Here is a 26,678-nt window from a genome sequence, read left to right as displayed (position 1 = left end):
CCGGTGCCGGGCGTTGGGACCGGGCGCTCCGGGTGTGCGCCGGTGTGGGATCGTGGCCGCGGAGGTGATCCGATGAAGGTCTCGAAGCGCGCCGCGGTCCCACCCTTCGAGGTGATGAGCATCCTGGACCGGGTCGCCCAGTTGCGTGCCACCGGCCGCGACGTCATCTCGCTGTGCGCGGGGGAACCGAGCGGGGGCGCGCCCGCCGACGTGAACGCCCGCGCCGTGGCGGCGTTCAGCAACGGCTCCGACCTCGGCTACACCAGCGCGCTCGGCCTCCGCGAGCTGCGGGACGCCGTCGCCGGGCACTACCGGCGCTGGTACGACCTCGACGTCACCGGCGACGACGTCGCGATCACCACCGGCTCCTCGGGGGCGTTCGTGCTCGCGTTCCTGGCCGCGTTCGACCCCGGCGACCGGGTCGCCCTGGCCAGCCCCGGCTACCCCGCCTACCGCAACATCCTGTCCGCCCTCGGCTGCGAGGTGGTCCAGATCGAGTGCGGTCCCGAGCAGCGCTTCCAGCCCACGCCCGAACTGCTCGAGGAAGCCGCACGCACGCACGGGCGCCTCGACGGCCTGATCCTCGCCTCGCCGGCGAACCCGACCGGCACCATGGTCAGCCGGACGGAGCTCACGGCATTGACGCAATGGTGCCGGGCCAACGACGTCCGCCTGATCAGCGACGAGATCTACCACGGCATCACCTACCCCGCCGATCCGGCCCACCCCGACGCCCACGGCGTCAGCGCCTGGGAGCTCGATCGGTCGGGCATCGTCATCTCCTCGTTCTCCAAGTACTGGGGCATGACCGGCTGGCGGCTCGGCTGGGCCCTCGTGCCCGAGGACCTACGCACCGCCGTCGACGCCCTGGCCGGGAACGTCGCGCTGTGCCCACCCACGCCCGCCCAGCGGGCCGCCGTCGGGGCGTTCACCGACCGTTCCTACGCGGAGGCGGACGATCGGGTCGCGTCCTTCGCCCGCACCCGCGAGGTGCTGCTCGGCGAGGTCCCACGGCTGGGCTGGGGGCCGATCGCCCCTGCCGACGGCGCGTTCTACCTCTACGCCGGCCTCGGGAGCAGGCTCGGCAACCACGCCGATTCGACCGCGTGGTGCCGCGCCCTGCTGGAAGAGGCCGGGGTGGCCGCGGTGCCGGGCAGCGACTTCGACCCGATCCACGGTCACGAGTACGTGCGCCTGTCCTTCGCGGCCGGACCGGACGCCGTCGCCGAGGCGGTGCGGCGCATCGCGGCGTTCCAGGAGGGTTGAGCCCGTGGCCGCGCCGCCGGACGTCCGCGACTGGGCGGCCCGCGCCTGGCCAGGGCACGACTGGTCCCGGGCCCGTCTCGCACACGGCGCGTTCCACCGGATCGCCGTCCTCGAGCAGACCGTGGTCGCCCGGGTGGCGTTCGGCGCCGACGCGATCGAACGCACCGAACGCGAGGTGCGCACACTGCAGGTGGTCGCCGACCTCGGCCTACCGGTGACCACCCCGTGCCCGCTCGGCGAGATCGTGCGCCTGGACGGCGCGGCCGGGATCCTGACCACGTTCGTCCCGGGGACCTCCTCCGAGGCGCTCTGGCCCGAGGTTCGCGAACCGCTCGTGGCGCTGCTCGACGGGTTGCGCCGCGTCGTCCCGGGCGACGCCGGACTCCCGGGCGCACGGGCCTGGTGCGGTGGTCCGCGGTGGCCGCGGGTGGTGGCCGAGTTCCTCGCGCCACGGCTCCCGACGGCGGTCGCGGCCGAGGCGGTCGCGCTCACCGAACGGGTCATCGCCGTCGAGGCCGGCGTGCCGCCGGTGTTCGTGCACGGCGACTTCGGCATGCACAACCTGCTCTGGTCCAATGGTCGGGTCACCGGGATGATCGACTTCGACCACGCGGCCTGGGCGGACGCGGCGATCGACCTGGCCCCCCTGATCGGACAGTTCGGCGCCGCGCAGGTCGCCGAGATCGTTGAGCCCGAGGTGCTGGACCGGGCCATGCACCACCGCGCCACGCTGTCCCTCCAGGTCGCGGCCGCGGCGGAGCTGGCCGGGGACGCCGAGCTGCGGGACTTCGCCCTCGGCAACTTCGCCCGCCGCCTGGCCGACGGCACGAGTCACGATCCGGGCGGCGCGCGGCCACGGGATTGAATGGGACTAGGCTCTGCGCCGTGACTGCTGAGGATGTCAGTTTGACCCCGTCCACCGAGAGCCCGATCTGGCGGGGAGCCGTCGATTGGGTGGCTACCGCCGACGGTCTCTGGCAGCCGTGGCGGCTGCTGCCTGGCCGGGCGGCCCGGGCGCATGCCCCCGGTCTGATCAACACGGCCCTGATGGCCGCCGGGGTGCGGGCCGAACTGCGCACCGATGCCAGCGCCGTCGGGCTCCGGATCCGCGCCGACGAGCCTGCGCTCCCCGTCGACGTGCTCGTCGACGGCGAGCGGGTGGCCCGACTGCCGGTCGAACCGGGCGCCCACGAGGTGCAGGTGCCGCTGCCCGAGGGGACCCACGACGTCGAGGTGTGGCTACCGCAGGGCGGCATCATCCAGGTGGGGGACCTCGTCCTCTCCGACGCCGGCCTGGTCGAGGCCCCGGCGCCGGCACTGCGCTGGACCACCTACGGCAGCTCGATCACGCAGGCGCAGGCCGCGTACGGGCCGAGCGAGACCTGGCCCGCGCTGGTGGCGCGCCGCCTCGGCTGGGACCTGACCTGCCTGGGCTTCTCGGGCCAGTGCCACCTCGACCCGATCGCGGCCCGCACGATCGCCGCCGTGCCGGCCGATGTCATCTCGTTGTGCCTGGGCATCAACATCCAGGGCAACGGCAGCTTCAACGAACGCTCCCTCGCGCCCCAGGTCTCGGAATTCGTCGAGCGGGTCCGCGAGGCCCACCCCGACGCCGCGATCGCCGTCCTCACCCCCATCGTCAGCCCGCCCCGCGAGGAGACCCCGAACACCGCCGGCCTGACTCTGGAGGCGGTCCGCTCGGCGGTGCGCGCCGCCGTCACCGAACTGCAGGGCGAGGACGCGAACCTGCACCTGTTCGAGGGTCCGACGGTGATCGGCACCGAGGACGTCCACCTGCTCCCGGACGACCTTCACCCCGACGGCGAGGGCTACCGCCTGATGGCGGACCGGATCGCACCGATGCTGTCGCGGCTGCCCCTGCCCGTCGGCGTGCGCTAGCGTCGGCACCTCCGGACGGCAAGGAGAGCGGACGATGGCGTCGACCCAGCACAAGATCAGCCCATCGGAAGCGATCGACCCGCTCGTCCTCGGACTCGACGTCGGATCCACGGCTTCCCGCGGTGGGCTCTATGACGCCGCCGCCCGTCCGCTCGAGGGACCGAAGGCGAAGATCCCGCACGCGTTCACCACGGCAGGCGATGGCACCAGCGAGATCGATGCGGACGCCGTCGTCGGTGAGATCGAGCAGATCCTCGACCTGCTCGCGACGCCGGACCTGAAGGGGCGGATCGGCGGCGTCGCGATCGACACGTTCTCCGCCTCGCTCGTCGGCGTCGACGCCGGTGGCCGCGCCGTCACGCCCTGCTACACCTACGCCGACTCCCGCTGCACCGAGCAGGTGCGCACCCTGCGCACCGAACTCGACGAGCAGGACGTCCTGCAACGCACAGGCACCCGGATCCACAGCAGCTACCTTCCGGCCCGGCTGCGCTGGCTGGCCGCCACCGACCCGGCGAGGTTCAACGCCGTCGACCGCTGGATGTCCCTCGGCGAGTACATCCACCTGCGGATCATCGGCACCGCGGTGATCGGCACCGCCGCGGCCGCCTGGACCGGTCTGCTCGACCGGCGCACCGGCGCCTGGGACGAGCAGCTGGTGGCGATCTCGGGCATCGACGTCGGTCAGCTCTCGCCGATCCACGACCCGGACGACCCGGTCCGTGAGGTGCCCGCCCGGGTCGCGCAGCGTTGGCCGGCGCTCGCCGGTGCGGCCTGGTACCCGGTGATCGCGGACGGGTTCGCCTCCAACGTCGGGGTGGGGGCGACGGCGGAGGGAACCGTCGCGCTCGCCGCCGCCACCAGCGGAGCGATGCGGGTGCTCCTGCACCAGATCCCCGAGACGATCTCCAGCGGGCTGTGGTGCTACCGGGTCGATGCCCGCCGCAGTCTGCTCGGCGGCGCGCTCAACGACGTGGGCCGCGTGGTGACCTGGCTCGACGCCACGCTGCGCGCGCCCGAGGACCTCCGGGCCACCCTCACCGCCGATCCCGACCCGGCCACGCCGACGGTGCTCCCGTACCTCAGCGGGGAACGCAGCACCGGCTGGGCCGCGCAGGCCCGGGCGACCATCACGGACGTCGGCGCCGCGGCCACCGCCGACCTGATCTACCGCGGCGCGATGGAAGGCGTCGCGCTGAGCTACGCCCGGGTCGCCGACGAACTCGCCGGCGCGGCAGGGGGCCACGCCCGCGAGATCCGTGCCGCCGGCCGGGTGGCCGCGGACCTGACGCCGTGGCTCCAGGTGGTCGCGGACGCGCTCGACGCGGACGTCCGGCACGTCACGAACAAGCGCACCACCCTGCGCGGGACCGCCCTGATCGCGCTGGAGTCCCTCGCACCGGACGTGCCCCGTGCCGAGCCGGACGTCGGCGCCACGTTCGCGCCGGTGCCGGCCCGGCGCGGCTACTACGACGACCGCGCCCGGCGGTACCAGGAGGTCTACGCGGCACTCGTACGCTGACGCGGACCCGACGGGCGGGTGTGGGTTGTTCTCACGCCTCCAGCAGGGACTCGGGCAGGTGCGCGTCGAAGCCGTCGATCGAGCGGGCGTTCTTCTCCCGCTGGTAGCGCGCCAGGCCGTCCGGGCCGCGCCGGTCCGCCCACGAGTGCATCAGGTCCCGCTGGCCGACGTGCTCGTACAGGGGCACACCGAAGCCGCAGGAGGTCTGGCACTCATCCACCTCGATGTCGTACACCTGCCGGGCGCCGAGCAACGGCGGAAACAGGCCGGTGAGCTCCTCCCAGTCCGGATCGCCCGGTTGCACCATTCGCGCGCGCCCGTAGAGCCGCAGGATCCACGGCTTGCCCTCGAACGCGCAGAACATGACTGTGATGCGAGGGTCGATCGCGGTATGTGCGGCCGTCTCGTTCCCGGACCCGGTGCCATTCAGCCAGGCGACCCGGTTCGGCCCGAGGACCCGGAAGGTGTCAAGGCCCTTGGGGGAGACGTTCACCCGTCCGTCTGCAGCCGCCGTGCCGACGAAGAACATCTGCTGGCGCTCGATGAACCGGAGGAGTTGAGGCTCGATTGTGTCGTAGAAGGTAGCCATGCGCGGCGCTACCGGCGGCGGCGCAGGCGCGCCCGCAGCACACAGGCGACCGAGACCGCGACGATGCCGCCGAGGATCTGCCCACCGAGGATGGCCCGGTTCACGTCGACCGCGGGCTGCCAGGACACCTTGCTGTCGCGGATCACATAGGCACCGGCCGGGCGGGCGATCACGCCGAAGCCGCCGCCCCCTCCGGATCCCTCGGCATGCGGAGCGCCCTCGCCGGCAGGACCCTGGCCGGTGCCGTCCCCGTAGCCCATCCCGGAGCCGCCGTAGACCTTGGCGACCGGGATCACCGTGACGCCGTCGGCCACGTAGGCGTCTCCGAACACCCGCTTGACGGTGAGCGCGTCGCGAGCCGCCTCGATCGGCAGCCGCGGGTCGCCATGCGGCGGGCGGGGCTCTCGGCGGTGCGGGGCGTGCCCGCTCTGTTCTGCGCGATCATGATCTGCCGTTGATTCCTCGGGAGAGTTCATCTCCCCATCATGACCCGAACTGCAACCCCAATACGAGGCCGAGCGTCGCCGCGATCACGGTGACCGCGAGCGTCCCGAACGCGTTCACCACGCCGCGGCGCAGGTCGCCGGAGGCGACCAGGCGGACCGACTCCACCATCGCCGTCGAGAAGGTCGTGTAGCCACCGCAGAAGCCGGTGGCCGCGATCGCGTACACGTCGGCGGAGATCGCGCCCGTGGCCAGCGCACCGGCGAGCACCCCGATCAGCGCCGAGCCGGTCACGTTGATGGTGATCGTGGCGACCGGCAGCAGTCGCGACCACCGGCCGCGGATCATCCCGTCCACTGCGAACCGGGTGGCCGCTCCGATACCGCCGAGCACACCGACTAGGACGGCCAGCAGGACCGGGCTCATGTAGCCGCCCCGGAGCCGGGTGTCCGGCGCCGATGCAGCGCACCGGCCAGAGCCACCCCGAGCAGGCAGGTCGCGAACCCGAGGACCACGCTGCCGACCCCGTAGGCGAGGCCGAGCGCGACCTGGCCGTCGGCGAGCAGCTGCTGGACCTCCAGGGCGAGGCTGGAGAACGTGGTGAAGCCCCCGAGCACCCCGGTGCCGAGCCCGAGGCGCACCAGCCGACGGGTGCGGTTCTCGGCACCGCGGCGCACCAGCGCCTCCAGCAGCAGGCCGAGCGCGAACGCGCCGACGAGATTCTCGACGGCGGTCGCGACCGGCAGGCCGCCGTCGCGGGGGATGAGGTGGGTCAGGCCGTAGCGGGCAAGGGTGCCGACGGCGCCGCCCAGGGCCACCACAGCGAGGAAGTGCGGGTCGGCGTGCAACGGCCGGCTCAACGGGCCATCAGCTCGCCCTCGTGCTTCGTCGGGAGCACCAGTACCGGCACCGCCTGGGTATGCGCGAGACGGCCCGCCACGGAGCCGCCGATCATCTCGTTCATCCAGCCGCCGAACCCCGGCCGGCGGGCGCCGACCACGATCATCGCGGCATCTCGTTCCTTCGCCTCCGCCGTCAGGCCCCGAGTGGCCTCGCCGACCCGGTAGGCGAAACACCACGGTACGTGCAGCGGGTCGAGGACCTCCGCGAGGCGGGCCACCAGGATCGCGGCGGGCTCCTCGGCGCCGGCGTCGTCGTCGACGCTGTCGGGATCCAGTGGGGCGGTCGGGACCGTTCCGTCGATGCCGGCGACACTCTCCGCGACCGGCACGTGGGTGGTGTCCACCCAGGTGCACACGACGCCGGTGCCCATCCGGGCGGCGACACGCGCGGCGCGCACCACGAGGTGACGGTCCTGGTCCGGCTCGACGCCCAGTACCAACGGGGCCTCGGGAGCCGGTCCCGGCCACGGTCGTGACGCGCTCATCTGTGTACCTCCCGCCGGGCGCCAACTCTACGCGCGCGGGGCCTGGTCCGCCGAGCGGCTGTGGGGTCCGTCACAGCCGTCTGGTTGCGGAAACCCCGTCGCAGCGGATGATGGTTTCCCACCGGTCCGACGTGGACCGGAATGTGGAGGGAAGTGGTCACGATGGGACGTCATGTACGCGAGGGCGTCGAGGTGGACGCCACTCCCGAGCCCCAGCCGGACGAGGAGTCCGCACCGTCCGGCGAGGACGTTGACGCCGCTGACGGCGACGCAGAGGACGACGAGGCTGAGGGCGCCGAGGAATCAGAAGGCGCCGAGAGTCTGGCTGCCTCCGAAGACGCGGATGCCGATGGGCAGGACTCCGCCGACGAGGATGCCCGGGCCTGAGCCGCCGCCGGACATCGTGACCGGTCAGCACCACGGGGACAGCGCTCGCGGCTGTGAGGGGACACGTCCTCGATGCGATCATGGACCGCTCCGGCGGTCGGTTCCCCGACCCCGAGCGCACGCCGCAGCGCCCCGACGGCGATCGTCGGGACGACCCAGGTTCTGAGGTGCACGCCGACGCGGGCATGATGGTTCCCGCCACCAACCCGATGCCACTCAGGAGCGCACGTGCCGCAGGCCGACCGCAACGACCGCCCGATCGAGCACTACGACGCGTACGTCTTCGACATGGACGGCACCATCTACCTCGGCGATGAGCTCCTGCCCGGCGCGAGGGAACTCGTGGAGGGCCTGCGCGAGCGTGGCCTGCCCGTGCGGTTCCTGTCCAACAACCCGACGAAGGACCCGACCTCCTACGCGGAGAAGCTCGAGCGCCTCGGCCTGCCGACTCCGGTCGAGGAGATAGCGAACACGGTCGTCACGACGACCCGGTGGCTACGCGCGAACGCACCGGACGCCGTCGTCTTCCCGATCGCCGAGCGACCGGTCGTCGACGCGCTGCACGCCGCCGGCATCACGACCTCGGAGGACCCGGCCGAGATCGACATCGTGTTGGCCAGCTATGACCGCACGTTCGACTACGCCAAGTTGCAGATCGCCTTCGACGCGATCTGGTTCCACAAGCGGGCCCGGCTGATGGCGACGAACCCGGACCGGTACTGCCCGTTCCCCGGCGGACGGGGCGAGCCGGACGCTGCCGGCATCGTCGCCGCGATCGAGGCGACCACGGGAGTGACCTGCGAGCGTCACTTCGGCAAGCCCGACCCGGCCATGGTCGAGGTTGCGCTGGCCGGTCTGGACGTTCGTCCGGAGCGGGCGCTGATGGTCGGCGACCGGCTCGCCACGGACATCAAGATGGCGGTCGACGGCGGAATGGCCTCGGCGTTGGTGCTCACCGGAGACTCCACGGCGGCCGAGGCGGCGGCGCTGTCGCCCGCGGAGCGTCCGACCTATGTGCTCGACCGTCTTGACACGCTCCTGCCCGGGTAGATTTGCCCCAGATCCCTCTGCGCCTTCCTAAGGACCATCGTGACCAACGCGCCCGCCGCCGGCAGCACCGACACCGTCGAGAACGCCGCCGCCACCCCCGACGTCGAACTTCCCTACGCCGCACTCGGCCTGAAGGACGACGAGTACGCGCGGATCCGCGACATCCTCGGCCGGCGTCCCACGGCCGCCGAGCTGGCGATGTACTCGGTCATGTGGTCCGAGCACTGCTCCTACAAGTCCTCCAAGCGTCACCTATCCCAGTTCGGGGACAAGACCACCGAGGAGATGCGCAAGCACCTGCTCGTGGGCATCGGCCAGAACGCCGGTGTGGTGGACATCGGCGACGGCTGGGCCGTCACGTTCAAGGTCGAGTCGCACAACCACCCCAGCTACGTGGAGCCCTACCAGGGCGCGGCCACCGGCGTCGGCGGGATCGTCCGGGACATCATCTCGATGGGCGCCCGGCCGGTCGCGGTGATGGACCAGCTCAGGTTCGGCGCGATCGACCATCCGGACACCCAGCGCGTGGTGCACGGTGTGGTCTCCGGCGTCGGCGGGTACGGCAACAGCCTCGGTCTGCCGAACATCGGCGGCGAGGTTGAGTTCGACGCCTCCTACCAGCGCAACCCGCTCGTCAACGCCCTGTGCCTCGGTGTGCTGCGGCACGAGGACATCCACCTCGCGAACGCCGAGGGTGTCGGCAACAAGGTGGTCCTGTTCGGCGCCCGCACCGGCGGCGACGGCATCGGCGGGGCGTCGATCCTCGCTTCGGAGACCTTCGACGCGGACAAGCCCTCGAAGCGCCCGAGCGTGCAGGTGGGGGACCCGTTCATGGAGAAGGTCCTCATCGAGTGCTGCCTCGAGCTCTACGCCGCGCGCGTGGTCGAGGGCATCCAGGACCTCGGCGCCGCCGGGATCTCCTGTGCCACCTCCGAGCTCGCCTCCAACGGGGACGGTGGCATGCATGTGGAACTCGAGAGCGTGCTGCTGCGCGACCCCACGCTGACGGCGGGCGAGATCCTGATGAGCGAGTCCCAGGAACGCATGATGGCCGTGGTGGCCCCGGACAAGCTCGATGAGTTCCTCGCGATCACCGCGAAGTGGGACGTGGAGACCTCGGTCATCGGTGAGGTCACCGGCACCGGACGGCTCACGATCGACCACAACGGGCACCGGATCGTGGACGTCGACCCGCGCACCGTCGCCCACGACGGCCCCGTCTACGACCGCCCCTACGCCCGACCGGCCTGGCAGGACGCGCTCAACGCCGACGACGCCGCGAAACTGCCGCGGCCCAAGACGCCCGAGGAGCTGCGCGCCCAGGTGCTCGCCCTGATCGCCTCCCCGAACCTCGCCTCCAAGGCGTGGGTCACCGACCAGTACGACCGCTACGTCCAGGGCAACACCGCGCTGGCCCAACCCGACGACGCCGGCGTGATCCGGGTCGACGAGGCGAGCGGGCTCGGCGTCGCCCTGAGCACGGACGCGAACGGGCGCTTCACCAAGCTCGACCCGTACACGGGCGCCCAACAGGCCCTGGCCGAGGCGTACCGGAACGTCGCCACCGTGGGCGCCACTCCGCTCGCGGTCACCGACTGCCTGAACTTCGGCTCACCCGAGGACCCGGACGCGATGTGGCAGCTGGTGGAGGCCATCACCGGCCTGGCCGACGCCTGCGTGGAGCTCGGGGTGCCGGTCACCGGCGGGAACGTGTCCCTGTACAACTCCACCCTCGCGGGCGACGTCGGCAAGGGCCACATCGACGCCTCCATCAACCCGACCCCGGTCGTCGGCGTGCTCGGCGTGCTCGAGGACGTCGCCCGGGTCACGCCGTCCGGCTGGTCCAAGCCCGGCCAGCACGTCTACCTGCTCGGCGCCACGCGCACCGAGCTCTCCGGGTCGGTCTGGGCCGGAGTCGTGCACGACCACCTCGGCGGCCACCCGCCGGTGGTGGACCTGGACGCCGAGCGTGCCCTCGCGCAGGTGCTCATCGACGTCGCCCGGCAGTCCCTGGCCGCGGCCGCGCACGACCTGTCCGCCGGTGGTCTCGCCCAGGCGTTGACGGACGCGGTGCTGCGCTACGGTGTCGGCGCCCGCGTCTCGCTGGCCGAGCTGATGCCCCGGGACGACATCGATGCCGCCACCGCACTGTTCTCGGAGTCCGGCGCGCGAGCGCTCGTGGCGGTCGAAGCTGAGAACGTGGCCACGTTCGAGGCGCTCGCAGCCTCGCACTCCGTGCCGCTGCTGCGGCTGGGCGAGACCCTCGACGGCGGAGCGGGCCTGGTCGTCGACGGTGCCTTCGAGATCGGGCTGGACGAGCTCCGCGAGTCCCACGAGGGCACACTGCCCCGCGTCTTCGGCTGAGTTCTCCGGCCGGGCGCCGGGACGCCGGATTGACACCGGTGCAGTGCCTCCTGCTTGACTACGCGTGTTAGCGATTTTCAGCGAGTCAACGGAGACCTGAACATGCCTTTCACGCCCTCTCGTCGTCAGTTCCTGCTCGGGGCCTCGGCCGCCGCAGCGCTCTTCGCCAGCGGTGGCCTCGCCCTGCCTGCCTCGGCCGCCGACCCCTACGAGGATGTGCTGGCCCGGCGGCGTGAGTTCCTCACCGGCGGGGCGGTGGCGGCCACCCATGTCGGGCTGGCCGCCAAGCGGGCCGCGATCGACGAGACGGTCGCCGGCCTGCTCGCCACGTTCAACCGGGCCGTCGGGCGTACCTACCTGTGGCCGGAGCTGCCGGTGAACGCGGCCGGCAACACCGCGGAGGTGGGCAACATGGGCGTCACCGCCAATCAGCTCACGATCCTGGCGACCGCCTGGGCCTCCGCGGGCAGTCGGTACCACGGCGATCCCGACCTGCTCAGCGACCTCCAGGGCGGGCTCGCGTTCCTGTCCGGCCAGTACCGGGCCGACCGCACGCGACCCGGCAACTGGTGGTTCTGGGAGATCGGGCTGCCCCGGCAGCTGGCGGACACGCTCACCCTGCTCGGCGTGAACGTGCCGCCGGAGACCTTCGACAAGCTGATCGCGGCGGTGCGCTTCCACGCCCCGAATCCGAACGTGCGCCGGGGCTCCACGCTCAAGGAGACCGGCGCCAACCGCGTGGACAAGGCGCTGTCCTGCATCGTCCGGGGGCTGCTCACCACGTCCGACGCCGATGTCATGCTCGGCCGGGATGCCCTCTCCGATATGGCCGACGGCGGCCGCAACAGTCTGTTCCGGGTGGTCACCTCGGGCGACGGTTTCTACGCCGACGGCTCCTTCGTGCAGCACGGCTACCTGCCCTACTCCGGCACCTATGGCGGCGTGGCCATCACCGGGGTGGCCGAGGTGCTGGCGATGCTCGCCGGCAGCCAGTGGGCGGTGACGGACCCGAACCTGGCCAACCTGCTGGGCGCCGTGGACACGACCTTCGCACCGTTCCAGTGGGACGTGCGCACCATGGAGAGCACGCGTGGCCGGGCCGTGTCGCGGGAGGGGGAACACGACTACGACTCCGGCTTCGCGATCGCGTCGGCGATCCTGGTGCTTGCCGATTCCGGCCCGGCCGATCAGCGCGCCCGGCACCGGGCGCTGGTGAAGGGGTGGCTGGAGCGCACCACCGATCAGACCGTTGCCACGAACAACCAGACCCTTGCGGCCTCCGCGCGGAGCCTGGCCGTGGTGGAGGACGCGGGCGTGACGGCGGCCCCGCCTCGAGTTGGCATCACCAACACCTACAACCAGGAACGGATCGTCCAGCACCGCGGCGACTGGGCCGCCGTCGTGAACACCTCCTCGAGACGGATCGGCCGTTACGAGTGGGGCAACAACGAGAACAACCTCGGCTGGTACCAGGGCGACGGTGTGCTGTTCGTCTACCACCGCGCGGATCCGGCCCAGTTCTCGGCCGATTTCTGGCCCACCGTGGACCCGTACGCGCTGCCCGGCATCACGGTGAACGGCGAGACGCGAACCAGTGGGGAGGCGGCCGGCACCGGCATCCCGCGGGCGAACAACCAGTACGCCGGCGGGTTGACCATCGACGGCGAGATCGGCACCACGGCGATGGATCTGACCAACGCCACCGGCACCCTGACGGCGAACAAGTCCTGGTACTTCCTGTCCGACTCCGTCGTCTGCGTGGGGTCGAACATCGCCGACACGTCCGGCACGCAGGTGCGCACGATCGCGGAGAACCGGTCGTTCGCCGTCGACGCCCTGCCGCTCGTGCGGATCGACGGCCGGCCCGCCCAGCTCACCGATGGGTTGGTGCCGGCGCGGAACGTGCATGTGGCCGGGCACGCCGGGTTCGTGGCGCTGTCTGCACCGGGGCGCGACGATCAGAGGTTCGGGGTCCGTTCCGAACGCCGCACCGGCACCTGGTACGCGATCAACTCCGGTGGCGATACTGCCGGGTCCGCGGACGAGGTCACCCGCGACTTCGTCCGGATCGAACGCGCCCACGGGGCCGACGGCGGCTGGTACGCGTACGAGGTGCTCCCGCTCGCGTCCGTCGGGGAGACGATGCGGCGGCCCCGGGTCAGCGTGCTGCTCGCCGAGGATCAGGCGCATCTGATCGAGGCGCCCGACGGTGCCCGGATGGGACACTTCTTCGCCGCCGGCGCTTGGGCCGGGTACACCGTGAGTGGGCCGTGCGCGGTGGGCCACCGCCAGGTCGCGGCCGGGCCGGGCCAGGCCGGAGCGGCCCAGTTCCGCACAGAGCTGGTGATCTCGCAGCCGACCAAGACCGGTGGCACGCTGACCGTGGAGTTCCCCTTCGACGCGCCCGGCACCGTGGCCGGCGGCGACGACTCGGTGACCGTGGTCAGTGAGTCGCCGCTGCGGGTGACCGTGGACGTCGCAGCCCTTCGCGGCGCCGAACACCGACTGACGTTCGTCGGACGCCGGCGCGGGTGAGGGTCTGATTCGCCGAACCTCCCGTCGCCCGAATCAGGATCTTGCACGGTCCTGATTCGGGCCGGAGGTTCTACCTCAGCGGGTGCTGCGGATCTCGCGGACGAACTGCTCGGACCGCTCGCGCAGCCCGGCGATCCGACGGCTCACGATCAGCTCGCGGCCCGCGGCGTCGTTCGCCTCCACCGCGGTCGGGGTCCTGCGCACGTTGGCCGAGCAGACGAACTGCCGGCAGATCAGCGTGCCGATGGTGTTGCCGCGGCGGCCGGAGTCACCCCCGCGGCGGGCGACGTAGAGCACCACGTCGCCGGTGTCGATGACGTCCTCGCACCAGGCGCACATGGCTTGCCGCCGCACCCGGCCCGTGCGGGCGTCACCGGACCGCAGGAGGATGGCGGTGGGGTCGCCGTCGAGCTCGAGCACGACGTACGCGGACAGCGGTGACTTCGGGTCCTGCCAGCCGAGGTAGTCGAGGTCGTCCCAGGCGATCGCGCCCAGATCGGGCAGGACGGCCCGGTTGGCGTCGCCACGGCTCGCGTTGATGAAGGACGTGCGGATCTGCTTCTCGGTCAGGGGTTTCATGGTTGCGGCATCTTCCGGCTGGTCTGGGTCAGGGCATGACGAAGCCCACGCCGTCGCCGCCCCGTACGGAGCCTTCGGTCCGAGACCGGCTCGATTCAGGGAAGCTTGACGCGGGTCAGAGCTGGGCCTGAGCAGGCCAGGGCGGCCACCCCGCATTCGGCGGTGAGATCCCGCATCTGCTCGCTCCTCATCCGGTCGTCACGGCCCCGCCGGTGCGGACCGCCTCATTGAGGATACGACCGTTGTCCAGCCATTCTCATCCGAGCGGCCCGCGTGGCCGGCCGGGTCGCCGACGGCCCCTTGCGTTCGCGCACGCAAGGCTGGCGCCGGAGACTGGGTCGATGACGACGTCTGCGCAGGTCCTGGTCACTGGGGCGAGCGGGTATATCGGTGGCCGGCTGGTACCCGAGCTGCTTGACGCCGGCCATCGCGTGCGGACGATGGCCAGGCATCCCGAACGACTCCAGGGGCGGCCGTGGGCGGATCGCGTCGAGATCGTGCAGGCAGACGCCCAGGACGGTGACCAGATCGCGAGGGCGTTGGCCGGGGTCGACGTCGCCTACTACCTCATCCACTCGCTCGGTTCCGGCTCGAGGTTCGAGCAGCGGGACCGTTCCACGGCACTGCGCTTCGGGGCTGCCGCCCGCGAGGCGGGTGTGCGCCGCATCGTCTACCTCGGCGGGATCCACCCCGATACCGAGGACCTCTCGCCGCACCTGGGGTCCCGGCGGGAGGTGGGCGAGATCCTGCTCGCCTCGGGGGTCCCGACGGCGGCGCTCCAGGCAGCCGTCATCATCGGCTCCGGCAGCGCCTCCTTCGAGATGATGCGTCACCTCACCGAACGGCTGCCGGTGATGGTGGCACCCAAGTGGCTCGACAACCGGATTCAGCCGATCGCGGTACGCGACGTGTTGCACTACCTGGTGGCTGCGGCAGATCTCCCGCCCGACCTGAACCGGACGTTCGACATCGGCGGGCCCGACGTGCTCACGTACCGGCAGATGATGCAGGGTTACGCGCGGGTGGCCGGGTTGCCGCCCAGGGTGGTCCGGACGGTGCCGGTCCTGACGCCCTGGTTGGCCAGCCACTGGGTCGGACTCGTCACGCCGGTGCCGGCCGGGATCGCGAAACCGCTCGTCGAGTCGCTGATCCACGAGGTCGTTGTCAAGGAACACGACCTGGACGGACTCGTGCCGGCCCCGCCTCGTGGGCCGACCGAATTCACACACGCGGTCGAGCTGGCCCTGCAGCACCTCGAGGACATGGACGTCCGCACGTCGTGGACGTCCGCGTCGACCCCGGGGGCACCGAGCGATCTCCTACCCGCAGATCCCGACTGGGCGGGCGGGAGCCTCCTGGTCGATGCCCGAGAGACCGTCGTCGACGCAGCACCGGAGGAGCTGTGGCGGGTGATCGAGGGCATCGGGGGCGCCCACGGGTGGTACTCCTGGAAGTTGGGCTGGGTGGCGCGCGGACTCATGGACCGGGTCTTCGGAGGACCCGGGTTGCGGCGCGGCCGTCTGCACCCGCACCGGCTCGCGGTGGGCGACGCCCTGGACTGGTGGCGGGTGGAGGCCCTCGACCCCGGCTCGATGCTCCGCCTGCGTGCCGAGATGCGCCTGCCCGGCCTGGCCTGGCTCGACCTGGCCGTCGACCGCGACGAACAGGGTCGCACCGTGTTCCGGCAGCGGGCCAGCTACCACCCGAAGGGTCTGCTCGGGTGGCTCTACTGGTGGGCGATCTCGCCATTCCACGGCATCGTCTTCGGGGGCATGCAGCGCAACATCGCCGCTGCCGCCTCGGTGGCGGGCCAGGCCGAGCCCGGCCGCCGGGATGGTGGTGAACGGGACCGCCGAACCACCGGTGTGAACGGAACGCCGCCGGTGCAGGCATGACGCCCGTCGTCGCACGAACCGACCCGGACGACGAGCGGCCTCGGCGCCACTGGCCGCGCAGGCTGGCGGTCAGCGCGGCGTTCGTGGTGTGCGTGCTCGGATCGATGATCGGTGTCGGGGTGTTCGGTGGTCCGCCGATCTCGCAGGCGGCTGACGGGCTCCTCGCCGCGGACGGCACGCACCTCGCTCCGGGTGGCGGCGCGTTCTCCATCTGGAGCGTCATCTATGTTGGCCTCGGTCTGTACACGGTGTGGCAGTGGTGGGACGGGGACTCACGCGGCGTGGCGCTCCCCGCCATCGCCTCGATGCTGCTGAACGCGACGTGGATCCTGGTGGTCCAGGCGGGCTGGGTGTTCGCGAGCGTCGTCGTCATCACCGCACTGCTGGCCGTGTTGGCAGTGCTGTTCGTGCGCTGCCGCAGGCGCCGCCCGGCCGGCTGGATCGAGGCGTTCGTGACCGACGGCGTGTTCGGCCTCTACCTGGGCTGGGTCTGCGTGGCGATCTGTGCGAACATCGCGGCCGCGCTCGCGGGCGCCGGCTTCGACGGGTTCGGCGTGCCGCAGTGGTGGGCGGTCGCCGTGCTCGCGGTCGTGGCGGCCGTCGGGGTGGTCCTGGCCCACTTCGGCGGTGGCCGCCTCGGTGTTGCCGCCGCACTGACGTGGGGGCTGGCCTGGATCGCGGTGGGCCGGACGGCCGGCGAGCCGTCATCGACGGTCGTCGCGGTGGCGGCCGGTACTGCGGCCGGCCTGGTCGCGCTCGCGTCGGTGTTCGCCCGGCTGCGTGGGACACCGCACGGCGGCCGCACCCGGACCGGACAACGACCGGCCGTCGGCTGACTCATGCGCCTGTGGTCGGTACATCCGCGCTACCTGGATCGGCAGGGCCTCACGGCGTGCTGGCGCGAGGCGTTGCTCGCCCAGGCGGTTCTCGCCGGGGCGACGCGTGGGTACACCCGCCATCCGCAACTGGCGCGCTTCCGCGATCACGGTCAGCCCCTGACGGCGATCGGGCGGTACCTGGCGGGCGTGGCCGAGGAGGCGAGCGAGCGCGGCTACCGCTTCGATGCCGGCCGGATCCATGATGCCGAGGGCGCCGCGGACCCGATCCCGGTGGCCGACGGCCAGTTGCTGCTGGAGTGGGCCCATCTGAGCGCCAAGCTCCTCAGGCGCACGCCCGATCTCGCCGCGCGCTGGTCGCCGGTGCGCCTTCCGGACCCGCACCCCTCCTTCGTGGTGGTTCCCGGACCCGTCGCAGACTGGGAGCGCGCGGCGGTGGTGGATGTCAGTCGGTGACGCCCTCGGCCTCGACGACCTCGGTGGCGCTGAGCGAGTCCAGGAAGGCGATGACGACGTCGCGATCGGCGGCGCTGAGCTCAGCCGCCACGGCGAAGCGGCGAGCGTGTTGCCGGCCCACGCTCTCGCGCGCATCCTTTCGGGTGGCCTCCGTGACCGAGACGGTCAGGGCCCGCCGGTCGGTCGGATGGGGTCCGCGTCGTACGTGCCCGCCCTTCTCCAGACGGTCGAGCAACTTCGTGGTGGACGCGCTCGAGATGCCGAGATAGTCGGTGATGGCGCCCGGTGTGACCTGTCGCTTCTGATTGTGCGCCGCGATGAGGTAACGGAGCGCACGCATGTCCGTCTCGTTCAGCCGCATGTAGCGGCGTGAGGACTCGCTCATCCGTTCCGCTGCCTCGTGCCAGTCGCGAAGTGCGTTCATGACCCGGACGACCTGCTCGACATCGGTGTCGCTCATACCTGTGCGATCCACCAGTTCACTGACCGGATCTCCCACGCGCGGGTCGTGCATGGCTGCTGCGACCGCGTCACGTGTTCTCTTCACGGGCAACATGCTAGCCGCCGACGGTATAATCATGCTAGGTTTAAAGTAAGATTAGCATGTATCTAGACAGGCGAGTATTCCGTGCTCGCCTACCTGCTGGCCGTGCTTCCCTACGCTCGCCTCCGTGACCGTGACTCCGTCCGTGCGCACGGTGGCTGGACGAAGTTCCTTCTGATCAACTACGTCGTGGGCTTCCTCATCACGATGCTGATGATCTGGCACACCCTCACGACCTGACCCCGATCCATGGCGTCCGCCACACCTTGCTCAAGGAGACCGATGTCGACGACCTCGACGAAGAACGAGCCGCCCACGACCGCGCAACCCGCACGGTGGTTGCGGATCCTGATCCCGCTCATCCTGGTCGGGGCCTGGCTGGCCGCGGCCGCCGTCGGCGGACCGTACTTCGGTCGGGTCGATGAGGTCTCGAGCAACGATCAGACCACCTTTCTGCCGGCGAGCGCCGACGCGACCGAGGTCGCCGAACTCCTCCCCGAGTTCGCCGGGAGCGAGAGCATTCCGGCGATCGTCGTGTACACCGCCGCGGAGCCGCTCACCGAGGACGAGCTTGCCCAGATCCAGGAGTCGACGGCGGTCCTCAGCGACGTGCCCGGCGTCACCGACGGGATCTCGCCTCCGGTGCCCTCGACCGACGGACTGGCCGCCCAGGTGTTCCTGACGCTCGATCCCGACGCGGATGTCCCGGTCGCGGTCGACGAGGTGCGGGCCGAGCTCCGGGCGAGCACCCCCGACGGCGTCGAGGTGCATGTCACCGGGCCGGCCGGCTTCACCGCGGACCTGGTCGACGCGTTCGGGGGCATCGACGGGATCCTGCTCATGGTGGCCCTCGGTGCCGTGTTCGTGATCCTCGTGATCGTTTACCGCTCGCCGTTCTTGCCGCTGGTGGTGCTGACCACGAGCATGAGCGCGCTGTGCGCCGCGCTACTGACCGTCTGGTGGCTCGCGAAGGCCGGGATCGTGCTGCTCAGCGGCCAGACCCAGGGCATCCTGTTCATCCTCGTCATCGGTGCGGCCACCGACTACGCGCTGCTGTACGTGGCCCGCTACCGAGAGGCGCTGCGCCGCTCCTCGACCGCGTGGGCTGCGACGAAGGCGGCGCTACGCGGTTCCTTCGAACCGATCCTCGCCTCGGGCGGCACGGTGATCGCGGCCCTGCTGTGCCTGCTGCTCTCCGACCTGAACTCGAACAAGTCGCTTGGACCGGTCGCCGCGATCGGGATCGGCTTCGCGCTGCTGGCCGCGCTCACGTTGCTGCCGGCGCTGATGCTGCTGACCGGCCGCGGCGTCTTCTGGCCGCGGCGCCCGGCCTACGACCCGACCATCGGAGACGAGGACGAGATCCCCACGACGGGCCTGTGGGCCCGCCTCAGCAGCGCCATCGCGAGGCGACCGAACCAGATCTGGATCGGCACCGCCGTCGTGCTTCTCATCGCTTGCGCGTTCGTGCCCCAGCTCAAGGCCTCGGGCGTGGCGAGCAGCGACTTCGTGCTCACGGCATCGGACGCCCGCGACGGACAGGAGGCGCTGGGCGAGCACTTCCCCGGCGGGTCCGGCAGCCCTGCGCTCGTGGTCGCCGACGCCGAAGAGGTCGAGTCGGTCGCGGCCACGATCCTGGACAACCCGGGCGTGGCGTCGCTCGCCGCCGTCAGCGCGGACTCGCCCAGCGGTACGGCGCCGGTGACCGCAGACGGCGTGCAGCCGCTCGCGGACGGCACGCCCGCCCCCGCCCTCACCGAGGTCGACGGCCGGGTGATGCTGCAGGCGACCCTCACGGACCCGCCGGACTCCGATGCGGCCGAGGAGACCGTCCGTGAGCTCCGTGAGAGCCTCGGCGACGACATCCTGATCGGCGGCGTCACCGCCACGGCCGTGGACTCCAACGACGCCTCCACCCGGGACCGGACCCTCCTGATCCCGCTCATCCTCGCCGTCATCGCCGTGATCCTGATGGCGCTGCTGCGCGCGATCCTCGCCCCGGTGCTGTTGGTCGCCACCGTCGTGCTGTCCTTCGGGGCGGCGATGGGGGTGTCGGCCCTGGTGTTCAACAACGTCTTCGACTTCCCGGGTGCGGACCCGGCCGTGCCCCTGTTCGGATTCGTGTTCCTGGTGGCGCTCGGGATCGACTACAACATCTTCCTGATGAGCCGGGTCCGAGAGGAGTCGCTCGAGCACGGTACCCGGTCCGGCATCCTGCGGGGGTTGTCCCTGACCGGCGGCGTGATCACGTCGGCCGGCGTGGTGCTAGCCGCCACGTTCGCGGCCCTGGCCGTCATCCCGATCCTGTTCCTCGCCCAGCTCGCCTTCATCGTCGCGTTCGGCGTGCTGCTGGACACCCTGGTGGTGCGCTCACTGCTCGTCCCGGCGTTGTCCTACTCGATCGGACGCACGATCTGGTGGCCGTCCAAGCTGGCGCGGGGTGAGCGGTGAGGCGGGCCGGCTGAGCGGCTTCGGGCTTCAGGCGACGCCGAGCCGCAGTCGCACCGACTGGAGTGCCGCCGCGGTGTCAGCGTGCGCCAGGACCGTGAGCCACAGGACACTCTCCAAGTGGGCCCGGTCGTGCGCGGGGTCGTCCAGATAGGCGGCCCAGTTCTCGATCGCCTCCAGCAGGTCGTTCGGGCTCGAGGTCGCATCCCAGCCCGCGTCGATCGTCTCGGCGAGCCGTTGCGCCGCCTGGGCATCCATGACGCCCTCGAGCGCCGCCCGGAAGTCGGTGAGCGCGGTCCGCGCGTGCTCGTCCAGGACCCCCACCAGCGAACGTCCGGCGGTGCCCGCGAGGGCATCGGTCAGCGCGCGCTTGGTCGCCGGCTCCACGCGGTGCGGGTCGGCGGCCCCGACGGCGTCGCGCACGTCGTCGATGACCTGTCGCCGCTGGTCGCGCGCGCGATGCGCCGCGGCCTTCTCGCGCCGGCTCGCCCGCCACTCGTCGAACATCGTCCGGCTCCCTCGTCTCATCCGCCGCCAGCGTACGGGTGCGGGCCTTCGCCGGGACAGCCACCGGCAGTTGGTGACTGAGCCCTCGCACGCGACCGTGCGCGGATGGTCCCCCGCCCGCTACTGCCAGATCGACGCGCGCTCGGCGAAGTCGGCCGTCTGCACGGGCACGATGCAGAACACCAGCCCGCCGGGGTCCGCCATGATGCGGTACTCCTCGTGCTCGACGACCACACGCGCGCCGAGTGCGAGCAGCCGGGCCGTCTCGGCCGGGACGTCGTCGGTCTCGATGTCCAGGTGCACCCGCGACGGCGTGCCCGTGCCGGTGCGCTGGAGCACGAGGCTGACGTCGCCACCGAGGGCGGCCAGATGCTCGTAGGGATTCTCCGACGGCGGCGCACCCGTCGCGGGACCGCCGGTGGCGGCCGCCCAGAACCGGGCCGCGTCCGGGTAGAGGTCCGCCGGGTGGTCGATGAGGACGACACCGATCCTGCTTCGATGCATGGCGACCACGGTAGCGGCCGTCACGACCCGGCGGAATCGTCGATGACCCGGGCGAGCCGTTCCAACCCAGGGCCGATCCGCTCCACGTCGATCGCGCCGTAGCCGAGCACGATTCCGTCCGGCGTCGCCGGGTCGGCGGCGAAGTGTGAGATCGGCCGCACCGCGATCCCGGCCGCCCGGGCCCGGGCGGCGACGGTCGGGGCATACAAGCCGGTACCGAGCCGCGCAGCCACGTGCAGGCCCGCCACGGATGGGATCACTGCCAGCCGCCCCGGCGGCCAGTCGGTGAGCGCGCCCAGGAGGGCTGCCCGCCGGGCCGCGTAGACACGGGCGGTCCGCCGCAGGTGCGCGGCCAGGTCCCCGTCCTCGATGAACCGGGCCAGCGCGAGTTCGGTGATCGGGTTCCCGTGCCAGTCGGTCAACGACCGCGCGACCCGCAGTGGGCCGCGCAGCGCCTGCGGGGCGACGAGGAAGCCCAGGCGCAGCGCGGGGGAGAGGGTCTTGGAGAACGAGCCGACGTACACGGTGTGCCCGTCCGGGTCCAGGCTCTGCAACGGGTCGAGCGGGCGGGCGGCGTACCGGTACTCGGAGTCGTAGTCGTCCTCGACGATGAGCGCGTCCGCCTCCCGTGCCCAGAGCAGCAGTGCCCGCCGGCGGGCCAGGGACATCACTGCGCCGAGGGGGAACTGGTGCGACGGCGTCACGTACACCAGCCGGGCGCGGGCCGGGAGCGCGTCCACCATCAGGCCCTCGCCGTCCACGCGGACTCCGATCACGTGCGCGCCGCATGCCTCGAAGACGCGCCGCGCGGGCGGGTAGCCCGGCTCCTCGACGGCGACCACGTCACCCGGGCCCACCATCACCCGGCCGATCAGGTCGAGCGCCTGCTGGGCGCCGTTCGTGACCATGACGTCGTCCGCCGTGGCCCTTACGGCGCGGGAGGCACCGACGTGCCGCGCGATCGCGGCCCGGAGTGGTCGAACGCCCGACGGCGCGGCGTAGCGACCGAGGTCGAGGTTCGTCACCCGGAGCTCACGGGAGAGCAGGCGCCGCCAGGTCGCGAGCGGGAACAGTTCGCCGTCGGGCATCCCGACCGAGAAGTCGAACCGCGGGTTCGAGCCCGCCGGCGGCATCCCCGCCGGCATCCGGGACCAGACCGCGAGCGGACGCAGCCCGTCCGCGGGGCGTCGGGGCGCCACGGCCGTGGGTGGCGGGGGTGCCGCGCGCACGTACGTCCCGGACCCGACCCTCGCCTCGAGGTAGCCCTCCGCGGTCAGCCGCTCGTACGCGCTCGCCACGGAGTTGCGGGAGACACCCAGGTTCAGGGCGAGCTGGCGCGTCGGCGGCAGTCGTCGCCCGCCAGGTATCCGGCCGTCCCGGATCGCTTCGAGGACGCCGCGGTAGATCGCGCCGACGACCGTCGGGTGCCCCTCGAGGCTGATGTGGAGTTCCACGGGAGATGCTCCGATTGGCCCAATCACAATCCTGACATTTGGACCTTATCAGGAGCCAATATCCGGCCTACCGTCGCAATCGGCGCCTCATCGGGAGGCGTCGACGGAAGGAGAACCCATGACCGCACGACTGATCGTCTCCGAGCTGGCCCCGGCTGCCTACAAGGCGATGATCCGCCTCGACACCGTGACCGGCTCGAGTGACCTGCCCCAGCCGCTGCAGGAACTGGTGCGCGTGCGCGCGAGTCAGATCAACGGATGTGCCTACTGCGTGGACCAGCACAGCGCCGACGCCAAGAAGGCGGGCGTGGCGGATAACCGGCTCTGGGCGGTGGCGACCTGGCGCGAGGCGCCCTGCTTCGATGACGCCGAGCGGGCCGCCCTCGACCTGACGGAGTCGATGACCCGCTTGAGCGAGGGGGGCGACCGCGTCGGTGACGGCGTCTGGGAGGCCGCGAGGGCGCAGTTCGGCGACGAGGACCTCGCCGCGCTGATCATGCTGATCACGATGATCAACGCCTGGAACCGGATCGGCGTGACCACGCGGATGGTGCCGGAGTCGTTCGCCGACGCTGCCTGAGTCCTCGATCGCACTGGACGGGTCGACCCGCCCCGTGGGCTCGCTGGGCAGGTCGTGGACCGTGCCCGGGGTCAGCCGTTGAACACGTGGGGCGGCTCCTCTTCCTCCTCGTCATCGAGGTCGGAACTGGTGACGTCGTCGAGGTAGCGGCCCACGGGGCCGGCGTAGGTGGTCAGGCTGTCCCGGAGCCCTTCGAGCGCGACCACGGCGGCACGGCGCTCCTCACCCAGGTCCAGCAGGGTGAGGGCCAGGAATGCGCGGGCCGCCGCGGCGTAGGGCTCGACGAGCGTGGAGTCGAGCTCGGCCCAGAGCAGGTCCGCGGCCTCGGTCGCCCGGCCGAGGTTCCGCAGCGTCGACGCGAGCTGGATGACCGCCTGCTGGTGGTGCTCCGGGTCGAGCCCGCCCGAGAGTGCCCGTCGGTAGGGCGCCTCGGCGCGGGCCTCCTGGCCGGCGTAGTCGTACGCGCCGGCGAGCTCGAATGCGGCCAGCGGGTCACGCTCGTGCCCGGCGACGAGCTTCTCGATCTCCGCGAGGACCTCGTCCGGGTCCCGGCCCTTGGCGTTCGCCCAAAGCTCGGTGATCGACTCGTGCCAATTCGGTGCCGCGGTGCCTTCCATGGCCCCATGATGGCGCACGCACGCCGGTCGCCGCCCGATCGGCAGGATTCCGACCGCCAGGTGAACCCCCGCCGGCAGCGCCGGCACTGGCGCCGGCGTCGGCCCTGGCGGACAATGGAGAACTCGACGAGGTGGCGAGCCGGTGATCTATTGGATGCTCCTGCTGTGGGCCGTGGCCCTCACCCTGGCGGTGTGGCCGTGGGGGTATCTCACGGCCCGGCGCCGGGCCCGGGAGCGCCGCAGGCGGGCCGAGGCTGCCAACCCGACCCAGGCGATCTGGCCGGACCGCGCCAGGCGAGCACCCGCCGTCGACCCCCTCGTGGCGCTCGAGGTGCAGATCCGGCTGGCGGAGCTCGCAGCCGAGGTGCAACTCGTCGAATCAACGCCCGGGATGTACGCCCAGGCCCACCATCTGCGCGCCGCGCTCGCGGCCTATGACGCGATGCTGGCCCAAGCGTGTGCCCTGGCCGGGCTGCCGTTCCCCGGGCAGGCCCTCACCACGCCGGTGCCGGAGGAGGAGCGCGAGCGGCGCGAGTTGGAGCTGAGCTCGCGAGGCTGGCACTGGTGAGACGGTCCATCCGGCGGACGGTGTTCGCGCATGGGCCGCAATGTTTCTATCCTGTACCGGGCGCATCACCGATTCGTTAACAGGCCTGAGCCGGGCCCACCCCCCGAGCGCCCGATCAGTACCGCCTGCGTCGCGCACGCGAAGAACCAAGGAGCCTTTGTGGAACCCGATCTGAATGCCGTCTTCGAACTCGTGCTGCGCCGCAACCCCGGCGAGGTCGAGTTCCACCAGGCCGTGCGTGAGGTGTTCGACTCCCTGGGTCCGGTGCTGAAGAAGAACCCGCACTACGCCGACGAGGCCGTGCTGCAGCGGATCTGCGAGCCGGAGCGGCAGATCATCTTCCGGGTGCCGTGGGTGGACGACGAGGGCACGATCCGGATCAACCGTGGCTTCCGGGTGGAGTACAACTCCGCGCTCGGCCCGTACAAGGGCGGCCTGCGGTTCCACCCGTCCGTCTACCTCGGGATCGTGAAGTTCCTCGGCTTCGAGCAGGTCTTCAAGAACGCCCTCACCGGCATGCCGATCGGCGGCGGCAAGGGTGGGTCCGACTTCGACCCCCGCGGCCGCAGCGACGGCGAGGTGATGCGGTTCTGCCAGTCCTTCATGACCGAGCTGTACCGGCACATCGGTGAGTACACCGACGTGCCCGCCGGTGACATCGGTGTGGGCGGCCGTGAGATCGGCTACCTGTTCGGCCAGTACAAGCGGATCACGAACCGGTACGAGTCCGGTGTTCTCACCGGCAAGGGCCTCACCTGGGGTGGCTCGCTGGTGCGCACCGAGGCCACCGGCTTCGGCACCGTACTGTTCGCGAACGAGATGATGAAGACCCGGGGCGAGAGCTTCGACGGCAAGCGCACCGTGGTCTCCGGCTCCGGGAACGTGGCCACCTACGCGATCGACAAGGCGCAGCAGTTCGGCGCGCACGTGGTCGCGTTCTCCGACTCCTCCGGATACGTCCTCGACGAGGCCGGCGTGGACGTCGGTCTGCTGCGTCAGATCAAGGAGGTCGAGCGCGGCCGCGTGAGCGAGTACGTGGCCCGGCGCCCGGGCGCCACGCTCGTGTCCGAGGGGTCCATCTGGGACGTGCCGGCCGAGGTCGCGCTGCCGTGCGCCACCCAGAACGAACTGCACGAGGACCACGCGGTCACGCTGGTCAAGAACGGCGTCAAGGTGGTCGCCGAGGGCGCCAACATGCCGACCACCCCCAAGGCCGTCCAGCTCCTGCAGGATGCGAATGTGCTGTTCGCGCCCGGCAAGGCGGCGAACGCGGGCGGCGTGGCCACCTCCGCGCTGGAGATGCAGCAGAACGCGAGCCGGGACGCCTGGTCGTTCGAGCACACCGAGGAGCGGCTCGCCGAGATCATGGCCACGATCCACCACAACTGTGCGGCCACGGCCGAGGAGTACGGGCAGCCCGGCAACTACGTGGTCGGCGCGAACATCGCCGGGTTCACGAAGGTGGCGGACGCGGTCATCGCGCTCGGGGTGATCTGAGCCCGGTGGCGACTCGCGTGCGGGCCGCAGCCCTGGAGATCGCGATCACCGGGGTGCAGGGCGCCCGCGCCGCGCTCGATGGCGGGGCGGACCGGGTGGAGCTGTGCAGCGCGCTCGAGATGGGCGGGCTGACGCCGAGCCTCGGCCTGGTGGACGCCGTGATCGCCGCCGGCATCGACGTGCACGTGCTGGTGCGACCCCGCCCCGGTGGGTTCGTGTTCACCGCCACCGAGGTGGAGGTCATGGTCCGCGACCTGGAGCACCTCGTGGACGCGGGCGTCGCCGGCGTGGTGATCGGTGCCCTCACGCCCGACGGCGGGATCGACCGTCATGCGGTCAAGTCACTGGTGCGTGCGGCCGAGGGGCGCGAGGTCACGTTCCACCGGGCGCTGGACGTGGTCACCGACCAGCACCGGGCCCTGGGAGAACTCGCCGACCTGGGCGTGCGCCGGGTGCTGACCTCCGGTGGTGCGCCCCGGGCCGTGGACGGTCTCGACGTGCTGGGCGCCCTCACGCAGACGGCGTCCGGTCGTATCGAGGTGATGGCCGGCGGCAGCGTGGAGCCAGAGCACATCCCGTTGCTGCTCGAGGCCGGCGTGGACGCGGTGCACCTGTCCGCGCGGGTGCGTCGCGACGACGCGGGTGCCGCCGGGCCCGGGGGCGGCCCGGCCGTCTACTCGATCGCCGATCCGGAGATGATCGCGCACGCCGCTGCCGCGCTGACCTGAGGTCGGTCGCCACGTCCCACCT

Annotated in this window: 28 protein-coding genes; 17 read left to right on the top strand and 11 right to left on the bottom strand. The window is 71.6% G+C overall.

The genetic code is table 11. The features are described from left to right. Positions 1-72: 72 nt before the first annotated feature. From KCQ71_RS19200 to KCQ71_RS19185, 4 genes are read left to right on the top strand one after another with little or no spacing between them, the layout of a single operon-like run. Positions 73-1,266 carry a pyridoxal phosphate-dependent aminotransferase gene (locus tag KCQ71_RS19200; protein ID WP_223408913.1) on the top strand — a complete coding sequence of 398 codons (1,194 nt, stop codon included), beginning with the start codon at positions 73-75 and terminating at the stop codon, positions 1,264-1,266. Between the two features lie 4 nt (positions 1,267-1,270). Then, complete coding sequence (locus tag KCQ71_RS19195) at positions 1,271-2,131, top strand: phosphotransferase family protein (RefSeq protein WP_223408911.1); 861 nt, start codon at positions 1,271-1,273, stop codon at positions 2,129-2,131. A gap of 20 nt (positions 2,132-2,151) precedes the next feature. Continuing rightward, the gene (locus KCQ71_RS19190) at positions 2,152-3,165 is read left to right on the top strand and encodes a GDSL-type esterase/lipase family protein (protein WP_223408909.1); all 1,014 of its coding nucleotides are present in this window, start codon (positions 2,152-2,154) and stop codon (positions 3,163-3,165) included. A 34-nt stretch (positions 3,166-3,199) separates the two neighbouring features. After that, entirely contained in the window at positions 3,200-4,687 is a 1,488-nt protein-coding gene (locus KCQ71_RS19185) for a gluconokinase (protein ID WP_223408907.1), read from the top strand. A 31-nt stretch (positions 4,688-4,718) separates the two neighbouring features. Here the strand turns inward: KCQ71_RS19185 and KCQ71_RS19180 are convergent, their stop codons facing one another. The 5 genes from KCQ71_RS19180 to KCQ71_RS19160 are packed head-to-tail and all read right to left on the bottom strand — an operon-like array spanning position 4,719 to position 7,107. After that, positions 4,719-5,276 carry a pyridoxamine 5'-phosphate oxidase family protein gene (locus KCQ71_RS19180; RefSeq protein WP_223408905.1) on the bottom strand — a complete coding sequence of 186 codons (558 nt, stop codon included), beginning with the start codon at positions 5,274-5,276 and terminating at the stop codon, positions 4,719-4,721. Between the two features lie 8 nt (positions 5,277-5,284). Continuing rightward, entirely contained in the window at positions 5,285-5,752 is a 468-nt protein-coding gene (locus KCQ71_RS19175; RefSeq protein ID WP_223408903.1) for a spore germination protein GerW family protein, read from the bottom strand. A gap of 7 nt (positions 5,753-5,759) precedes the next feature. After that, a complete protein-coding gene (locus tag KCQ71_RS19170) occupies positions 5,760-6,146 on the bottom strand; it encodes a fluoride efflux transporter FluC (RefSeq protein ID WP_223408901.1) in 387 nt (128 codons plus the stop codon). After that, on the bottom strand, positions 6,143-6,580 hold the full coding sequence (locus KCQ71_RS19165) for a fluoride efflux transporter FluC (RefSeq protein ID WP_223408899.1): 438 nt from the start codon (positions 6,578-6,580) through the stop codon (positions 6,143-6,145). Before KCQ71_RS19165 ends, KCQ71_RS19170 begins: the two co-directional genes overlap by 4 nt. Beyond that, the gene (locus KCQ71_RS19160; RefSeq protein ID WP_223408897.1) at positions 6,577-7,107 is read right to left on the bottom strand and encodes a universal stress protein; all 531 of its coding nucleotides are present in this window, start codon (positions 7,105-7,107) and stop codon (positions 6,577-6,579) included. The genes KCQ71_RS19165 and KCQ71_RS19160 overlap by 4 nt, the downstream gene beginning before the upstream one ends. Positions 7,108-7,269: 162 nt before the next feature. Here KCQ71_RS19160 and KCQ71_RS19155 point away from each other — a divergent pair, with 162 nt between their 5' ends. From KCQ71_RS19155 to KCQ71_RS19140, 4 genes are all read left to right on the top strand, one after another. Then, positions 7,270-7,494, top strand: a complete 225-nt coding sequence (locus KCQ71_RS19155; RefSeq protein WP_223408895.1) for a hypothetical protein — start codon at positions 7,270-7,272, stop codon at positions 7,492-7,494. Positions 7,495-7,722: 228 nt separating this feature from the next. Continuing rightward, entirely contained in the window at positions 7,723-8,544 is an 822-nt protein-coding gene (locus tag KCQ71_RS19150; protein ID WP_223408894.1) for an HAD-IIA family hydrolase, read from the top strand. Between the two features lie 39 nt (positions 8,545-8,583). After that, the gene (gene purL, locus KCQ71_RS19145; protein ID WP_223408893.1) at positions 8,584-10,908 is read left to right on the top strand and encodes a phosphoribosylformylglycinamidine synthase subunit PurL; all 2,325 of its coding nucleotides are present in this window, start codon (positions 8,584-8,586) and stop codon (positions 10,906-10,908) included. Positions 10,909-11,010: 102 nt separating this feature from the next. Then, positions 11,011-13,443 carry a polysaccharide lyase 8 family protein gene (locus KCQ71_RS19140; protein ID WP_223408892.1) on the top strand — a complete coding sequence of 811 codons (2,433 nt, stop codon included), beginning with the start codon at positions 11,011-11,013 and terminating at the stop codon, positions 13,441-13,443. Positions 13,444-13,518: 75 nt separating this feature from the next. On the opposite strand, the gene KCQ71_RS19135 is transcribed toward KCQ71_RS19140, so the two are convergent. Next, positions 13,519-14,022, bottom strand: coding sequence for an FBP domain-containing protein (locus KCQ71_RS19135; protein WP_223408891.1), 504 nt, complete (start codon positions 14,020-14,022; stop codon positions 13,519-13,521). Positions 14,023-14,363: 341 nt separating this feature from the next. On the opposite strand from KCQ71_RS19135, the gene KCQ71_RS19130 reads away from it, so the two are divergent. The 3 genes from KCQ71_RS19130 to KCQ71_RS19120 are packed head-to-tail and all read left to right on the top strand — an operon-like array spanning position 14,364 to position 17,209. Further along, positions 14,364-15,917, top strand: a complete 1,554-nt coding sequence (locus KCQ71_RS19130; protein ID WP_223408890.1) for an SDR family oxidoreductase — start codon at positions 14,364-14,366, stop codon at positions 15,915-15,917. Next, on the top strand, positions 15,914-16,753 hold the full coding sequence (locus KCQ71_RS19125; protein ID WP_223408888.1) for a TspO-related membrane protein: 840 nt from the start codon (positions 15,914-15,916) through the stop codon (positions 16,751-16,753). The genes KCQ71_RS19130 and KCQ71_RS19125 overlap by 4 nt, the downstream gene beginning before the upstream one ends. 3 nt (positions 16,754-16,756) lie before the next feature. Beyond that, positions 16,757-17,209: a pyrimidine dimer DNA glycosylase/endonuclease V gene (locus KCQ71_RS19120; RefSeq protein ID WP_223408886.1), complete on the top strand. Its 453-nt coding sequence runs from the start codon at positions 16,757-16,759 to the stop codon at positions 17,207-17,209. On the opposite strand, the gene KCQ71_RS19115 is transcribed toward KCQ71_RS19120, so the two are convergent. Further along, on the bottom strand, positions 17,199-17,669 hold the full coding sequence (locus KCQ71_RS19115; RefSeq protein ID WP_223408884.1) for a MarR family winged helix-turn-helix transcriptional regulator: 471 nt from the start codon (positions 17,667-17,669) through the stop codon (positions 17,199-17,201). The two genes, KCQ71_RS19120 and KCQ71_RS19115, sit on opposite strands and share 11 nt — an antisense overlap. 168 nt (positions 17,670-17,837) lie before the next feature. Here KCQ71_RS19115 and KCQ71_RS19110 point away from each other — a divergent pair, with 168 nt between their 5' ends. After that, positions 17,838-17,993 (top strand): hypothetical protein, encoded by a 156-nt coding sequence (locus tag KCQ71_RS19110; protein WP_223408882.1) that lies wholly within the window; start codon positions 17,838-17,840, stop codon positions 17,991-17,993. A 42-nt stretch (positions 17,994-18,035) separates the two neighbouring features. Then, positions 18,036-20,204 (top strand): MMPL family transporter, encoded by a 2,169-nt coding sequence (locus tag KCQ71_RS19105; RefSeq protein ID WP_223408880.1) that lies wholly within the window; start codon positions 18,036-18,038, stop codon positions 20,202-20,204. A 27-nt stretch (positions 20,205-20,231) separates the two neighbouring features. Here the strand turns inward: KCQ71_RS19105 and KCQ71_RS19100 are convergent, their stop codons facing one another. The 3 genes from KCQ71_RS19100 to pdxR all read right to left on the bottom strand — a co-directional run bounded on the left by KCQ71_RS19100 (position 20,232) and on the right by pdxR (position 22,666). Further along, positions 20,232-20,729 (bottom strand): hypothetical protein, encoded by a 498-nt coding sequence (locus KCQ71_RS19100; RefSeq protein WP_223408879.1) that lies wholly within the window; start codon positions 20,727-20,729, stop codon positions 20,232-20,234. 99 nt (positions 20,730-20,828) lie between these two features. Continuing rightward, positions 20,829-21,212 carry a VOC family protein gene (locus KCQ71_RS19095; RefSeq protein ID WP_223408877.1) on the bottom strand — a complete coding sequence of 128 codons (384 nt, stop codon included), beginning with the start codon at positions 21,210-21,212 and terminating at the stop codon, positions 20,829-20,831. Positions 21,213-21,232: 20 nt separating this feature from the next. Next, positions 21,233-22,666 carry a MocR-like pyridoxine biosynthesis transcription factor PdxR gene (gene pdxR, locus KCQ71_RS19090; protein WP_223408875.1) on the bottom strand — a complete coding sequence of 478 codons (1,434 nt, stop codon included), beginning with the start codon at positions 22,664-22,666 and terminating at the stop codon, positions 21,233-21,235. Between the two features lie 118 nt (positions 22,667-22,784). On the opposite strand from pdxR, the gene KCQ71_RS19085 reads away from it, so the two are divergent. Further along, the gene (locus KCQ71_RS19085; RefSeq protein ID WP_223408873.1) at positions 22,785-23,246 is read left to right on the top strand and encodes a carboxymuconolactone decarboxylase family protein; all 462 of its coding nucleotides are present in this window, start codon (positions 22,785-22,787) and stop codon (positions 23,244-23,246) included. A 71-nt stretch (positions 23,247-23,317) separates the two neighbouring features. On the opposite strand, the gene KCQ71_RS19080 is transcribed toward KCQ71_RS19085, so the two are convergent. After that, positions 23,318-23,863: a tetratricopeptide repeat protein gene (locus tag KCQ71_RS19080; RefSeq protein ID WP_223408871.1), complete on the bottom strand. Its 546-nt coding sequence runs from the start codon at positions 23,861-23,863 to the stop codon at positions 23,318-23,320. Between the two features lie 142 nt (positions 23,864-24,005). Between KCQ71_RS19080 and KCQ71_RS19075 the strand changes: the two genes are divergently transcribed. The 3 genes from KCQ71_RS19075 to KCQ71_RS19065 all read left to right on the top strand — a co-directional run bounded on the left by KCQ71_RS19075 (position 24,006) and on the right by KCQ71_RS19065 (position 26,656). Next, on the top strand, positions 24,006-24,431 hold the full coding sequence (locus KCQ71_RS19075) for a hypothetical protein (protein WP_223408869.1): 426 nt from the start codon (positions 24,006-24,008) through the stop codon (positions 24,429-24,431). Positions 24,432-24,590: 159 nt separating this feature from the next. Further along, the gene (gdhA, locus tag KCQ71_RS19070; protein ID WP_223408867.1) at positions 24,591-25,928 is read left to right on the top strand and encodes an NADP-specific glutamate dehydrogenase; all 1,338 of its coding nucleotides are present in this window, start codon (positions 24,591-24,593) and stop codon (positions 25,926-25,928) included. Between the two features lie 5 nt (positions 25,929-25,933). Next, positions 25,934-26,656, top strand: coding sequence for a copper homeostasis protein CutC (locus KCQ71_RS19065; RefSeq protein WP_223408865.1), 723 nt, complete (start codon positions 25,934-25,936; stop codon positions 26,654-26,656). Positions 26,657-26,678 lie beyond the last annotated feature (22 nt).

This window comes from Occultella gossypii, assembly GCF_019947135.1.
Classification (GTDB): Bacteria; Actinomycetota; Actinomycetes; order Actinomycetales; family Beutenbergiaceae; genus Occultella; species Occultella gossypii.
This window is presented reverse-complemented; position numbering and strand designations above follow the sequence as displayed.